We start from the raw sequence: 13,879 nt of genomic DNA, 5'->3' as shown, positions 1-13,879 counted from the left end.
TTATGGCAACAACCTCTGATATTAAAAATGGACTGTGCATGAACCTTAATGGTAAATTAGTCACAGTAGTAGAGTTTCAACACGTAAAACCGGGAAAAGGTCCTGCTTTTGTACGTACAAAATTAAGATACATTGAATCAGGTAAAGTGGTAGATCACACTTTCTCTGCAGGTCATAAAATTGAAGTTGTTAGAATTGAAACAAGACAATATCAATATTTATATCAAGAAGGAGATGGATATCACTTTATGAACACTGATAACTATGAGCAAGTGTTCATCAATAAATCCATGATTGAGAATCCTCAGTATTTAAAAGAAGGGGTTATTTGTACTATTCAGTTCCATGCTGATGAAGAAATGCCTTTGACCGTTGAGTTGCCTGCATTTATTGATGCGGAAGTTACCTATACTGAACCAGGGGTAAAAGGAGATACTGCAACAAATACTTTAAAACCAGCAACTATTGACACCGGAGCAGAGATAAGAGTTCCTTTGTTTATAGATACCGGAGATAAAATCAAAGTAGACACCAGAACAGGTGAATACTCCGAAAGAATTAAAGATTAAATAATTGAGACCATCTGCTTTTAGTAGATGGTTTTTTGATTAATGAACTTGCATTTTAAAAGGATCGGAGATCAAACAGCAGATAAAACCATTGTGTTTTTACACGAAGGTTTAGGTTGTATTGAAATGTGGAAAGGTTATCCTGAGAAATTAGTCAATGAAGTTGGATGCAATGGTATTGTATATGATAGATCAGGATACGGGAAATCACCGGGAGACCTTACCAATAGAACCAATAAATACTTACATCAAGCAGCTGAAGAACTAGCAGATTTTTTAGCATTCCACAAAATTGAAAACCCTATTCTTTACGGACACTCGGATGGTGGCTCAATCGCCATTATTTATGCCGCAACTCATCCTGAAAATGTTTCAGCTTTAATTACTGAAGCGGCCCATGTTTTTAATGAACCTGAAACTATCCAAGGAGTCAAAGAAGCACGTCCATGGCTATCTGAAGGTAAAATGGAAGCATTAAAAAAATATCATGGTGAACGTTATAAAGAAGTTTTCTATGCCTGGAACGATATCTGGTTAGATGATTCATTTAAAGATTGGAACATCACAGCCTTGCTACCTAAAATTACTGCACCTCAATTGATCATTCAAGGAAAAGATGATCAGTATGGTACATTAAAACAGGTGGATACAATAGTTTCCACAACTACCGGAGAAAGTCACTTTCTAACACCTGAAAATTGTGGGCACGCTCCATTCAAAGAACAAGAAGCGGTAGTATTAAAATCTGTCAAAGAATTTATAAATGCAAACTAAGGAACATCATATTGCCATAAAAAAAACGGCTCGTTATTTTACGCTGGGAGAATTTACAGAAGGTAAAAACCTAATTATTGCATTACACGGTTATGGCTATTTGGCTCAGTTTTTTATTCGAAAATTTAATGGTGCAGACTTTAGCAAATTTGTGGTTGTTTGCCCTGAAGGATTGCACCGCTTTTATCAAAGTGGAACAGATGGGAGAGTTGGTGCATCCTGGATGACCAAAGAAGATAGATTAACGGACATCAAAGACTACATCAATTATTTGGATGATTTATTAGATGAACTTAAAAAACAGTGTGACTTTTCATCCATCACGATAATCGGTTTTTCGCAAGGAGGAGCTACAGCCAGCAGATGGTTGGCATATGGTAAGCACAGCTTCGATAAATTTGTGCTTTGGGCTACAGTTTTTCCTCCTGATATGGAAAAGGAATACACCGAAAAATTCCATCAATCTAAAAACTATTTCGTCTTTGGAAATAATGATGAATATTATAGCCCAGAAAAGGTTGAAGAACATTATAATGCCCTCAAATCGTTGAACATACAGTTTGAAATGCTTACATTTGAAGGTAACCACAACATCCATGAAGAAACCTTTTTAAAAATTATCAATGATTAGGTTACTATCATTTTTTTGCATTCTAACTGCCTTTCAGTCATTCGCTCAATATGACATGGAAGAGGCATCAGAAACTACAGAAGACTCAACAAAGTTTGACTGGTACGAATTCAAAAAGAACACCTATATCGGAAGTGATCTCTCCTTAAATTTTGGAGATGCTACTTTTATCTACCTGGGACCATTTGTTGGTTATGAATTTTACAAAGGTTTATCAGGTGGATTTTCAACCATGTACCAGTTTTACAGACTTACTTTTGCCAGTGGAAATTCAATAAGTTCCCATGCTTTTGGAGGAGGTGCATTTTTGAGATATAGAAACCCAAATTTCCCTTATTTAATGCTTCAAACTGAGTTCAATTTGTACAATGCTGAAGATTTTACAACTCCTCAAAACAAAGACAGAGCTACAGTTCCGGCTTTTTTGCTAGGCGCTGGATATGCGGGAGGATTTGAAAAAATGTACCTGCACATTTCATTTTACTATGATTTTATCGATCATGTAAACAGTCCTTTAATTAAAGTTTTTCAGGATATTCCGATCTATTACAGGGTTGGATTTACTTACTACCTGGCTAACTAAACATTCCGGCCACCATACACCTCACACTGCCCCCTCCTATCTTTTCAATGGTGTCTATATTAAAATGCAGCACTGTACTGTACTCAGATATCACACTTAACTGATCAGTATTGAGAGAATTAAATGCCGTATCACTCATTAAGTAAAATGACTTTCCATCATTGGACAATACTTCAAAAGCATTACCCGCAAAATGATTGAGCTGACTGTAAGTTAAATCAATTAACTCCTTTCCTGATTGCTCAATAGACTTAGACAACATCATTTTCTCAATTGAATTTTCTACTGATTCTAAACAAACCAGGGCAAACTTTTCTGCAATACTCATCATAACATTGGTATGATAAATTTGCTTTCCGTTTACATCCACACTTTCAAAGCTGATACTGCTATATCCTATTTCTGTACATAAACTACTCAATAATTCCAAATCAGTTCTGGGAGAAATACAAGCATAAGCTTTCCTTGAAGCATGATCAAAAACAATAGAACCGGTTCCTTCCAAAAACTTGTCATTCTGCCAGGATGACGACAAATCAATCAACTTTTGATGTGGTAAATTCAACTTACACCAATCAATAATATCCTTTCTAACTTCAGCTCTCCTGTTTGGTGTTAACATTGGATAGATTGCTAAAGTGCCGTCCGGAAAATGAGAGATCCAGTTATTAGGAAAAACCGAATCAGGCAAACCTTCTTCCAAATCCTCAAAGACGACTACCCCAATGTTATTTTCTTTCAACTTTTCAACCATCAGATCAAACTCTTTCTTTGCCAATTCTGCAGTATTTTCTATATCAAATTGATGCTGAAACAAATTAGTATGAGCTGTTTCTGAATTAAATCCAAAACTTTTAGGACGAACCATCAAAAGCAAATTAGGTATATTTGATTGTATTGAATTTGACATGAAAAAGTTTATATATCTATCAGTGATTATTTTGTCTTCCTGTTCTTCGGACCAAAGTAAGGAAAATGAAGTGAAAGAAGATCAACCAATAGTTGATTCTACCATAACAACAGAAATTGATACTGTTGAAGTAATTGAAGAGCCTTCTTATATAGTAGACACTTTAGAGCAAAAAATCATAGACGCAGGCTTGGTAGATATTCAAACTGTGGATCCAAGTATTTTGGTTGATTTGAAATATTCAAGCACGGATAATTTCATGGAAAAGGATGTTTATGGATATTTAGGCAAAGCATATCTACAGCCAACGGTAGCAGAAGATTTAGCTAAGTGTCAGGCATACTTAAAATCAAAAGATTCAAGCTTGTCAATTTTGGTATATGATGCAGTTCGCCCTCGTTCTGTTCAACAATACATGTGGGACATTTTAGATATGCCCATCAATGAGAAGGTAAAGTTCGTGTCTAATCCAAAAAATGGTTCTATTCACAATTATGGATGCGCAGTAGATTTGACGATTGCCAATATTGATGGAGAGGCATTGGATATGGGAGCTGGCTATGATGATTCCAGAAAAATAGCTTACCCAAGACATGAGCAAGCATATTTAGATTCTGGTATGTTGTCTCAACAGCATTTAGAAAACAGAGAATTGTTGAGAGAAACAATGAAGGCTGGAGGTTTTTGGAACATCCAAACCGAATGGTGGCACTTTAACCGTTACAACAGAGCAAAGGCTAAAGAGCTATATCAAATTATTGAATAGCTGGAACTAAATATGTTCCAGCTCATTTCTTTGTGGCGCAAATGCCTTAATAATCCAATAAGTTGCTGCAAGGGAAATTCCCGTCACTAGCAAAATTCCGGCACCCGGCCAATGTAATACTTTGAATAAGATTCCAAATAGACCTACGCCTACGCCAAACGAATAAACTCTTTTTAACATACTTCTTAGTTTTTAGATTCTATTCTAGAATTCACAAAACTTTAAAAAGTAACAAGCTTTAGAATTATTTTTTCAAAATGCAGATTGGATAGGATTATTCATCCACTTCTTCGATCATTCCTTTAACCTGTCCATCAAGGTTGTGACCTTCATCATTATGATCATCCTCCATAATAATTTCACCTTCAACCGGCTCAATCATTCCATCAATGATATCATCCCCACCGCAAGATGAAGTTGTATCTTCTTCCACCATTCCGGTATCAATGGTTTCAATTTCACCCACATCATGCACAGGTCCATTATCTTGACATCCCGTAAAAAGCGTCATACCAAATACTATCAAGCAAGCGTAAAGGAATTTACTTTTAAAAATACTTACAGGTTGATTCTCCCAAACATGATAATTGGAATTAACCATATCCATTTGAACCGGGGCAATATGTCCACAAGTTCTTTGACCTGATCTAGCCTTTAATGTTTCTTTAATTTCTTCAGGACTTTGATTAGTAAAATCGATCACTTCAAAAGCACATTTATCACAAAAAGCACCTTTTTCTGTTGGAGTCATTTTGTTCCAATCTTCGGAACAAGGAGTTGGAATTTGAATTTTCATAGTTCTTGATTTTACCTTATATCCCTTCACAAAATAAAAGGTCACCCAAAAAGATACAAAAAATTATAATTTATACATCTTACCAAAGGACTTGGTAAAATACTCATCTGCTCCTGATTCTCTATGATCTACCTCTTCTCCATTGATTTTTACAATCACTCGATATAGATAAACTCCCCTTGCTAATTGATCTCCAAATTCATCCGTACCATCCCAGGCAAATTCAGTGATATTTCTTCCAATTTGAATATCTCCTAACTCATCTCTTGTAATTTCTCTTACCACTGTTCCTGTCACATTCATTATTTGAATGGTAAACTCATCCGGGATTACTGAACCTGTTAGTGTAAAAACAAATTGGGTAGAAGTTGTGAAAGGGTTAGGATAATTCATCAGGTTGGTAATAGATGAATTATGATCAACCTCAAATTCAATATTATAATCCAAATCACCTGAAATATTACCCGATTTATCAACACCTTGAACCAATAGTCGATAAGTACCGTTGTCTTCAAAATTTCCTTGATGTATTATTTTGAATTTTCTACTGGCTGCATCCGCCGGAATCCACTCCATTAAAGGTTCACCTAATGAATTTCTAAAATCCAATCTCTTTTGCACACCATTTGGATCAGTTAGGAATATGTTGAAATTGGCAGTATCAGATTCCTGGTCCATGATCAGGTATTCATTATCATCTTTTAATGTGATAATTACTTCTGCATACGGATCTACTATATCTCCATTTAAAATATGATATCCATTAAAGGTGACATCTAATATAGGATTCTCGTCATCAGCCAAGACATTAAATGGAATCTGTCCTACATTATTAAAGTGATACTTTTCTATTTGATCAGTTTGATTGTTGTTGATGTATGGATTGGCTTCTACCCAGAAACTATTTAATCCAATCAAACCAAGTGAACTTAATGAGATAGTATCTCTAATAGTTCCTCCAACACGCAATGAATCTTGCCTTGGATAAGGAATTGGAATGAGGTTGTGCCCAGCATCTTCTATCCAATAATTAATGAGTAAGGAATCCATATCCAAATCAGAGATATTATCAATATCAAATGCCACTGCCAAATCTTGACCTTCATGTAAAGAATCTCCGGGTATCCAGTAAATTCCAGCACTTCCGTCTAAAGCCGCTTCAGGGACATCTTCATACAAGACATGCCACCTATCCAATTGCGCAGGTGTAAATCCTGTTTTATCCCATTTGTGAGCAGAGAGCTGTATATATGGATAAACAGCAGGATCAACCATAGTATTTAAGTTTACAATTGAATCATAAGGTGGTACTAATGAATCCATCAGAACAGTTTTACTTCCACCCCAAGTAATTCCAGTAAGTATTAAACGAGTAGAATCCTCTGTAGGCGTTTCCATTGAATCTAATCTCCAATAAAGTGTTGACCAGTCATTTGCAGGACCTATAATCGGAGAAGTTTCTGTTCCAAAATAATCAAATCCCCATAAGGTATCAACTTGAGAGATATCTGAATTAATGGTATCACCCAAAACGAAGTTGGTTCCACCATTTACAACTGCATAATCATTGCCTAAAGTATTTCCTTTTTTAGTAAACAAAATAAAAGGAGAATCTCCATTGTTTACTAGCTCTGTACTATCAACTCCAAGTGAATTGAAGGTTGCAAAATTCTGACTATCCCATTCGCTGAAATCGGCGTATCGCGCAGTGTAAATCAAAATATAATATCCATCCGGAACCACATTATTAATGAGATTATCAAATGCATCCATTTCAGCAGGACTTGTTTGCCAATATGAAAAATGATATTCTACCCTGTCTCTACATCCCCCATCATTATTGTGGTTTCCAAAATTATGACCTGGATTATAAGTTGTTGTCCCATTATTCCAGAGGGTTCCCCATGGTTCCAATGTGGTTGGATCTATTACTGAAACTAGTAGCTGCGGGGTAATTGTACAAAAGTTATACTCCGCTATTTCTCCATCAATATGATACAATGTAAATGCTGTTTCTAGCCATGAGGTTGCCTGTCCATAAACATCACAATCTATTAACCTAAAGGCTGGTCCAAACAACCTTTTTCTAGAAGGTCTATCATAATCCAAAAACAAGAAATCGTTGTTTTTAAATTGGAAAAAATGATCCTGTCCCCACCCTGTTTTATTTGGAATATGCTGGAATGAGCTTTCTATCCAATAATAAGCTGTATCAATAGATGTAACACGCCAGAAATAAACCATTGAATCTTGTAAAATCAATTCATCAGGCATATCAGAACCAACATTTAACCATTGGTCATATTCAACTTCAATGATACCACCCATTGATGTTATCTCTGCATATCTATGTTCCGGGCTATTAAACTCATCTGTAGTGTCCACTTCAAATCTATATGATCCTATAGCGGCAAATGGATTAACTGTTGAACCTTTTAAAGTAACCGTGTCTTTGGGAACCACAGCAAATTCATATGGCCAAACAGGATAAATTCCATCCACATCAAAAATCACTTGTTTTGATATTTGATTGTTTCCAACCTCATCATATTGTTCATCAACTAAACTTGGGATATCTACTGCTACTGCAAATTCATTTAACCCTATTCCTACATTGTTGTAGAGCGGAATTGTAAATACTACTGTATCTATGTAGTCTATTCCATCTACCAATTTTGTGTAAAGAGAATCACCTCCATTATTTGGGAAAGTTCTGGTTAATTCAACTGCGAAAGTATCTGTTGCCGACTTACCTAAATTATAAATGATAACGTTGACATCTATTGAATCTACGCTTAAGTCAACTGCTTCTGGAGTTACAAAAATACTTGTGTTATTCACTTCAAGCTCCGGTCTATTATGCGGATTAATTCTCAATGCAGGATCACCATGTAAAGTCATCTGCAACATCACATTTTCCTTTCCAAATCCAAGTACTCCATTATCCATTATATCAACAGTAGTTTGGGTACATTGGCCAATACTTTCACCATATTGAGGATTGGCTATTTCGTAAAACAAATTATTTGAATAATCATGCAAAGAGTTTGAATACGCCTGTTTTACATTAGATAAGAAGGCTATGGCACCTCTATCAGGAATTAACACATACTTTTCTGAAGTACTCAATGCGGTAGGCTCAAATATGTTCCCGGTTAAACAAGCATTTCCTACCACCAATGGATATTTACCTTTATTGTCCCAATTATTTGGATCATCAACGTTTTGGTCAAAACCATCCGCAGAAGCGTGACCAAAAAAGGTCATAATTGAAACACCCTGATTTATGTAGTCTGTCACTTCAAAAAGTGTAACAGGGTCAATTGGATCAGAAACAGTTTTGTAAAATGAAGTTACATTTCCCCCAAAATACTGCCCTTCTAAATATCCTTCATAAATGTTTAGATAATGTTTGAATTGCGTTTGCTCCTGAACATTTGAACCTCCACCAAAATGTAAAATTTGCTTTTGCCATAGTTTTTCATTCATATTGTAAACTGAATTTGAATCTTGCTCTGCCTCAAACTCTATTACTTTTCCAATATAAACGCTTACTTCCTGGTTACTTTTTGCTGCTAACCTTCCTGTTGGAATCAAAGGTTCAAAACCATTATTAGATAAATGAGAAGTTAAAAACACATCAGAAGCCGGATAACCATAGCACGGAACAATACTTCCTTCATAAGCCACAGCACTTTGTCTTACACCAGCCGGAGAAGCAACACTTTCATTTCCTTCACGGATTCCTTTACCAAGCAGAAACAAATGAGTGGGTTTATTTGTAGCAGATTCATAGGCATATTGCACAAATCTTCTTACCCCAAAAGGATGTTTACCCACACCACCACCAAATTGCATCCACAATTCTCTTTCATTTAGTAATAAGACATTATGTGAACCTCCCAAAGCACTTGATCTGTACGTTTTGTAGTCATTTGCTGAAGACCAAAGTTTATCTCCAGTTACAATGATATAAGCTTCTTCAAAATTCAAACTACTTAAATCCTGGAAGTAACCTGTTCCATTAATTGCCTGTAAACTGGAAATTGAACTTAAAGTAGCAGCATCAAAAATTACCATTTCAGTACTATCTCCCTGTGAATTATTAGGTACTAAAACTTGAAAGGTTCCACTATTATCAGTAACCGGCAATAATTTAGCTCCATTGTTAAAGGTTAAAGCCATTGGTTCTGTAGCAGAAAAACTTGTGAGATCTAATCTTGTTTTGGCTTCAGTTAAATGATTAGGAACTATCATTTCCATATAGTTTCCGTTACCCAAATTGGTAGTATGTGGATAAATAAGCTCTACATAAGCAACAGATTGATAATCTGAAGCTACTCCCAAATCATTTACTCCTTGATGTCTTATTTTAGTTGTACTACTTCCAAGATTACTAGCCGGAAAAGTAAAGTCCAATTTAGTTGTTTGGTAACCAGAATAAATAGTATCCAATAATTGTATATTAGAAGTAGTAAACTGCACACTTAAGTGATGATTTCCTGAACCATCATGAGAAGCATTATTGGAACTGGCACTTACAGATTCTCCTATAACTAAAGGCGCACCAGCTCCTGTATATGGATTTGGAGTTGCAATGTAATCATCCAAATATGAAGTACCCGTAACCGCATTGAAAGCATTACTAAACCAACCTTCAGCAGTAGTATACCTTGAATACGACATTCCTTGTACTTTCCATCCTTCTAAATACCTATTGTGATGCTCATTAAAGGTTCTTTTTAAGAAATAAGGATAAGGTGTATATGCCGTGTAATTAACGTCCGTTTCTTGCTGGTAACGAACATTGTTGGTAGATGTATTCCAGCTTAAGAAGTAATTAATCGTATCGTTGTAATGAGGATAATATTTGTTGGCGATATAACTGGCATCATCATACATCAGTGAGTCCATCCAAGTATTGTTCTTTTTTCCATAAAACAGGATATAATCTCCCGGATCAAAAGAACCATCTCCTCCACCTTGAATGTAAATAGGTTGTTCTTGCTCAAACCCAAATAACTGATAGTTATCCGGACTAATTGTAGACACCGGTACACCAGCAGCAGAGAGCGTTGCGTAATCTAATTTATAGACCCCATCCTGCCAAACTTTAAAGGTGAAATACTTTTGAGAATAGTCAATCCAATCATTTGGATATTGGCCAAAAGCCAACCCACTTATCAAGAAAGATAATATGGCAACTATTTTTTTCATCTATTCCAGTGACGACTCACCGCTTTCTTTTTCTTTAGGATCTGACAAACCAAATCTCAAAGAGAAAACATGTGAGTAGAGCGCAACTGAAGCGTCTCCAATGTCAGTAAATGCGTAATCAATTTTTACGGATTTAAAGCCTACTCCAATTCCAATATTTGGTTGAAAAGTGAGTGATTCTGTTAAATCAGTGTTTTTAATCCATTGTAAGTTACCAAATCCTGCGCGCAATGCCACCCATTTTCCATATCCAATTTCAATTCCCCAATGCGGATCAATACTCACAGGGCTGGTTCTGATCAAAACATTTCTACGTCCATCTGTGTTTAAATCAAGATCTATTTCAGTGCTCAAATAAAATTCTTTTACAAGATTGGTTTTGAATTGTGTACCTAAAATGAATTTAGTTGTAGTAATCTCCAATCCATTTTCAGGAATATCATTTCCGGTTTGCTGGAAGGTTTCAATCATTTGATCATCCAAATTAAATGACCAGGCGTTAAAAGTGGTAGTTAAATCTCTTATCATTGCACCAAATCTCCAATGCTCACCTAATTGATAATTGATTCCACCATCTAAACCAAATCCCCATGAACGGGCAAAGTTTCCTACATGTCGGTACACCACTTTAAAATTTCCGCCAACACTTAATCCTTCAATAGGCATTTTTCTGGCATATGAAAAAAGGAAACCATAATCTCCTGCTGTGAAAGTGGTGATTTTGTCATAATCAATATTACCCGAAGCGTCAATTAACTGTGTAGTATTTGGAATGTCATCTACACCAAATCGAATAAAGGTAAAACCGGCCGTGCTTTTGTCATCAATTGGTTTAGCGATTCCGATATAATCATACTTGGCAATACCTGCGAAATACTCAGCATGCATGGCTCCTATTTGCAAAAAATCTTTTACATCTGTTAAACCAGCTGGATTCCAGTAACCTGCTGTCACATCATCTACACCAGCTACAATTGAATTGGATCTACCCAAAGCGGATGCTCCAACACCAATAGACAAGAACTCGTTGGAGTACTTAGGTGTAATATCCTGTTGAGCAATGGTTGCAAACCCAGTACATACAAGCATTATAGCGACAATCGATTTCTTCATAACGACAAAGCGTAAAATTAACAATTAATAAGGACGAAAGTATAAACTCATAAAGCCTTTAAAAATTGTCTTCAATGCTTTTAAATTATTACGTTTGAAAGTACAAAAAGGATTGTTTTAATCACTTTATTTTCGTTGAGTGGAACTAATTTTTCTTTCAGTCACTAGGTAAATGAATCAACAATCCAATAAAATGTACATTTTTGTACTATGGCAATTAGACGCTTAATACCGCATTTGTTTACAGCCGGAAACCTTGTTGGAGGGATTTTAGCAATTGTTTTAACCCTGAATGGAAATATTGAACTCGCTCCATTTTGCATTCTTATATCTGCTTTGCTGGATTTTTTAGATGGATTTGTTGCTAGGCTTTTAAAAGTACCCAGCGAATTGGGAAAACAACTAGACTCATTGGCTGATATGGTGACATTTGGCGTTGCCCCAGGAATCATGATTTACACAATGCTAGATCCCTTATATTATGATAGGACCATCATAAAATATATTAACAATTCTAGTGATTTTTTAAATATCAATTGGCAAGTTGACAACTTCAACTTTGGTACTGAAATAGTGGATATATCTACTTCTCATCTATTGACTATTCAGCCCATTCAGTTTTTTGCCTTGATTATTCCAATATTCGCTATGTTTCGTTTGGCTAAATTCAATTTAGACACAAGACAAACATCAGGTTTTATTGGACTTCCTACTCCTGCAATGACCATTTTTATTGCTGCAATTCCGATAATAACTTCAAACATAACTAGTCAATCAGAACTTGCTATTGCAGCACTTCTAATTCACCCCTATTTTTTGGTAGCTATTTCAATAATCCTCTCCATACTAATGGTTGCTCCAATCCCATTATTTGCTCTCAAATTCAAGAAGTTTGGATGGAAAGGCAATGAGATCAGGTATATCTTTTTAACATTATCGGCGGTAATGTTGGCAACTTTATTCTGGTGGGCATTGCCATTAATTATCTTATTATACCTAGTTTTGTCCATCATTAATAACGTTATAACCAAATCTGACAAAAATGAAATTCAAAGCTGAAATCGATATCATGCCACTTGAAGCATTGCTAGACCCTCAAGGAAAAGCTGTAACTCAATCAATGGGAAACCTTGGCTTAAGCGAAATTTCAGGTGTTAGAATTGGAAAACACATCCGTTTATTTATTGAGGCTGACTCAAAAGCAACAGCTGAAGCAAAAACTGAAGAAGCTTGTAAAAAGTTGTTAGCTAATCAAATTATGGAGTCTTTTACTTTTACAGTAGAAGAAGCTTAGAGCATTTTCTCTAATTCAGGATTTTCTAGTAATTGATTTAGGGCTTCCAATTTACTTTGAAGCGCTGAAATGTCCTTTTTTACCTTTTTTACACTGAAGAACATATAGGCTAAAACTCCCCAACCTATAATTGGAATAATAAACAAAATCACAAATCCTGCTAAGGATCCGTGTAATCTTAAATTATAATTTGAAGAAGGACCAAATTTTATTTCATTGATTAATTCTCCTGCTCTTGATCCCAAATCTTCGGCCTTAAAAAACTCTTTAAAATCATGAACTCTTTGAATTAGTTCTTTGATTTCATTGATGGCAGATTGATTTATTCTGATCCCACTTCCTATTTTATTGGTAGTAACCCTACAAACATTGATCATATTTTTGACATAATCAATCTTGCGATCACCCGTTACAATTCTGTCACCAAATTCATCATATTTTGGTTCATCATCTTCTAAAACGTTGATTTTTCTCAACTCAAAGTTTTGACCCAAATAAACTTTTCTTACTTGTGGATCGGCAGCCAAATCTTCGGCAGTTCCAGCCTTTAGAATGGCTCCTTCAAACAACAAATAAGTTCTGTCAGTTATAGAAAGTGTTTCCTGCACATTGTGATCTGTGATCAAAACACCAATATTTTTCCTTTTGAGCTTGGCTACAATTTTCTGAATGTCTTCAACAGCAATAGGATCTACTCCCGCAAAAGGCTCATCCAACAAAATAAACTTAGGATTACTTGCCAGAGCTCTTGCAATCTCGGTTCTTCTTTTTTCTCCACCGGATAAGCTTCTACCAATGTTTTTACGAACGTGCTGCAATCCAAATTCATCCAACAACTCCTCTAACTTAGCTTCTCTTTCAGATTTTGATTTCACGGTCATTTCCAAAACGGTCATGATGTTGTCTTCAACACTCATTTTTCTAAAAACAGAGACTTCTTGAGGTAAATATCCGATTCCAATTTGAGCTCTTTTGTACATGGCCATATTGGTGATATCTTCACCTTCTAGAAATACTTTTCCGGCATTGGGTTTAATTAAACCAACTATCATGTAAAAAGAAGTTGTTTTACCTGCACCATTAGGTCCCAATAACCCAACAATTTCACCCTGATTCACTTCAATAGAGACGTCTTTTACAACTTTTCTCCCCTTGTAAATCTTTTGTATATGTTCTGCTCTAAGCTTCATTAAAATCGGCAGTAAAGTTAAACATCCTTGTTTAGC

The 13,879-nt window shown here is 35.6% G+C and carries 12 protein-coding genes and 1 pseudogene; 7 read left to right on the top strand and 6 right to left on the bottom strand.

Going from position 1 to position 13,879, the window contains the following annotated elements:
* Nucleotides 1-2: 2 nt before the first annotated feature.
* Genes efp through K6119_RS17600 form a run of 4 tightly spaced genes read left to right on the top strand, consistent with a single transcriptional unit; the run spans nucleotide 3 to nucleotide 2,557 of the window.
* Entirely contained in the window at nucleotides 3-569 is a 567-nt protein-coding gene (efp, locus tag K6119_RS17615; protein ID WP_221835007.1) for an elongation factor P, read from the top strand.
* 42 nt (nucleotides 570-611) lie between these two features.
* Nucleotides 612-1,343: an alpha/beta fold hydrolase gene (locus K6119_RS17610; protein WP_221835009.1), complete on the top strand. Its 732-nt coding sequence runs from the start codon at nucleotides 612-614 to the stop codon at nucleotides 1,341-1,343.
* A complete protein-coding gene (locus K6119_RS17605) occupies nucleotides 1,333-1,974 on the top strand; it encodes an alpha/beta hydrolase (protein ID WP_221835011.1) in 642 nt (213 codons plus the stop codon). Before K6119_RS17610 ends, K6119_RS17605 begins: the two co-directional genes overlap by 11 nt.
* On the top strand, nucleotides 1,967-2,557 hold the full coding sequence (locus K6119_RS17600; RefSeq protein ID WP_221835013.1) for a hypothetical protein: 591 nt from the start codon (nucleotides 1,967-1,969) through the stop codon (nucleotides 2,555-2,557). Before K6119_RS17605 ends, K6119_RS17600 begins: the two co-directional genes overlap by 8 nt.
* Here the strand turns inward: K6119_RS17600 and ctlX are convergent.
* On the bottom strand, nucleotides 2,550-3,467 hold the full coding sequence (ctlX, locus tag K6119_RS17595; RefSeq protein WP_221835029.1) for a citrulline utilization hydrolase CtlX: 918 nt from the start codon (nucleotides 3,465-3,467) through the stop codon (nucleotides 2,550-2,552). The genes K6119_RS17600 and ctlX overlap by 8 nt on opposite strands.
* On the opposite strand from ctlX, the gene K6119_RS17590 reads away from it, so the two are divergent.
* The gene (locus K6119_RS17590) at nucleotides 3,466-4,233 is read left to right on the top strand and encodes a M15 family metallopeptidase (protein ID WP_221835032.1); all 768 of its coding nucleotides are present in this window, start codon (nucleotides 3,466-3,468) and stop codon (nucleotides 4,231-4,233) included. The two genes, ctlX and K6119_RS17590, sit on opposite strands and share 2 nt — an antisense overlap.
* Nucleotides 4,234-4,239: 6 nt before the next feature.
* On the opposite strand, the gene K6119_RS17585 is transcribed toward K6119_RS17590, so the two are convergent.
* The 4 genes from K6119_RS17585 to K6119_RS17570 form a co-directional block, all read right to left on the bottom strand.
* Entirely contained in the window at nucleotides 4,240-4,413 is a 174-nt protein-coding gene (locus K6119_RS17585; RefSeq protein ID WP_221835034.1) for a GldL-related protein, read from the bottom strand.
* 94 nt (nucleotides 4,414-4,507) lie between these two features.
* The gene (locus tag K6119_RS17580; RefSeq protein ID WP_221835036.1) at nucleotides 4,508-5,029 is read right to left on the bottom strand and encodes a hypothetical protein; all 522 of its coding nucleotides are present in this window, start codon (nucleotides 5,027-5,029) and stop codon (nucleotides 4,508-4,510) included.
* A 63-nt stretch (nucleotides 5,030-5,092) separates the two neighbouring features.
* On the bottom strand, nucleotides 5,093-10,246 hold the full coding sequence (porU2, locus tag K6119_RS17575; protein ID WP_221835038.1) for a putative type IX secretion system sortase PorU2: 5,154 nt from the start codon (nucleotides 10,244-10,246) through the stop codon (nucleotides 5,093-5,095).
* Complete coding sequence (locus tag K6119_RS17570) at nucleotides 10,247-11,359, bottom strand: putative type IX sorting system protein PorV2 (protein ID WP_221835040.1); 1,113 nt, start codon at nucleotides 11,357-11,359, stop codon at nucleotides 10,247-10,249. It abuts the gene before it with no gap.
* Between the two features lie 210 nt (nucleotides 11,360-11,569).
* Here K6119_RS17570 and K6119_RS17565 point away from each other — a divergent pair, with 210 nt between their 5' ends.
* Nucleotides 11,570-12,418: a CDP-alcohol phosphatidyltransferase family protein gene (locus K6119_RS17565; protein WP_221835042.1), complete on the top strand. Its 849-nt coding sequence runs from the start codon at nucleotides 11,570-11,572 to the stop codon at nucleotides 12,416-12,418.
* Nucleotides 12,402-12,653: a phosphoribosylformylglycinamidine synthase subunit PurS gene (gene purS / locus K6119_RS17560; RefSeq protein ID WP_221835053.1), complete on the top strand. Its 252-nt coding sequence runs from the start codon at nucleotides 12,402-12,404 to the stop codon at nucleotides 12,651-12,653. Before K6119_RS17565 ends, purS begins: the two co-directional genes overlap by 17 nt.
* A gap of 449 nt (nucleotides 12,654-13,102) precedes the next feature.
* On the opposite strand, the pseudogene lptB reads toward purS, so the two are convergent.
* Nucleotides 13,103-13,843, bottom strand: a pseudogene (gene lptB / locus K6119_RS17555) (LPS export ABC transporter ATP-binding protein); the annotation flags it as partial.
* Between the last annotated feature and the right edge of the window lie 36 nt (nucleotides 13,844-13,879).

This window comes from Paracrocinitomix mangrovi (assembly GCF_019740355.2).
Classification (GTDB): Bacteria; Bacteroidota; Bacteroidia; order Flavobacteriales_D; family Crocinitomicaceae; genus Paracrocinitomix; species Paracrocinitomix mangrovi.
This window is presented reverse-complemented; position numbering and strand designations above follow the sequence as displayed.

What these genes read in the sequence shown, in the direction of transcription:
- efp (WP_221835007.1), top strand. Translation starts at nt 3, where the DNA reads ATGGCAACAACCTCTGATATTAAAAATGGACTGTGCATGAACCTTAAT.
- ctlX (WP_221835029.1), bottom strand. Translation starts at nt 3,467, where the DNA reads ATGTCAAATTCAATACAATCAAATATACCTAATTTGCTTTTGATGGTT.
- K6119_RS17590 (WP_221835032.1), top strand. Translation starts at nt 3,466, where the DNA reads ATGAAAAAGTTTATATATCTATCAGTGATTATTTTGTCTTCCTGTTCT.
- K6119_RS17580 (WP_221835036.1), bottom strand. Translation starts at nt 5,029, where the DNA reads ATGAAAATTCAAATTCCAACTCCTTGTTCCGAAGATTGGAACAAAATG.
- porU2 (WP_221835038.1), bottom strand. Translation starts at nt 10,246, where the DNA reads ATGAAAAAAATAGTTGCCATATTATCTTTCTTGATAAGTGGGTTGGCT.
- K6119_RS17570 (WP_221835040.1), bottom strand. Translation starts at nt 11,359, where the DNA reads ATGAAGAAATCGATTGTCGCTATAATGCTTGTATGTACTGGGTTTGCA.
- K6119_RS17605 (WP_221835011.1), top strand. Translation starts at nt 1,333, where the DNA reads ATGCAAACTAAGGAACATCATATTGCCATAAAAAAAACGGCTCGTTAT.
- K6119_RS17610 (WP_221835009.1), top strand. Translation starts at nt 612, where the DNA reads ATGAACTTGCATTTTAAAAGGATCGGAGATCAAACAGCAGATAAAACC.
- purS (WP_221835053.1), top strand. Translation starts at nt 12,402, where the DNA reads ATGAAATTCAAAGCTGAAATCGATATCATGCCACTTGAAGCATTGCTA.
- K6119_RS17585 (WP_221835034.1), bottom strand. Translation starts at nt 4,413, where the DNA reads ATGTTAAAAAGAGTTTATTCGTTTGGCGTAGGCGTAGGTCTATTTGGA.
- K6119_RS17565 (WP_221835042.1), top strand. Translation starts at nt 11,570, where the DNA reads ATGGCAATTAGACGCTTAATACCGCATTTGTTTACAGCCGGAAACCTT.
- K6119_RS17600 (WP_221835013.1), top strand. Translation starts at nt 1,967, where the DNA reads ATGATTAGGTTACTATCATTTTTTTGCATTCTAACTGCCTTTCAGTCA.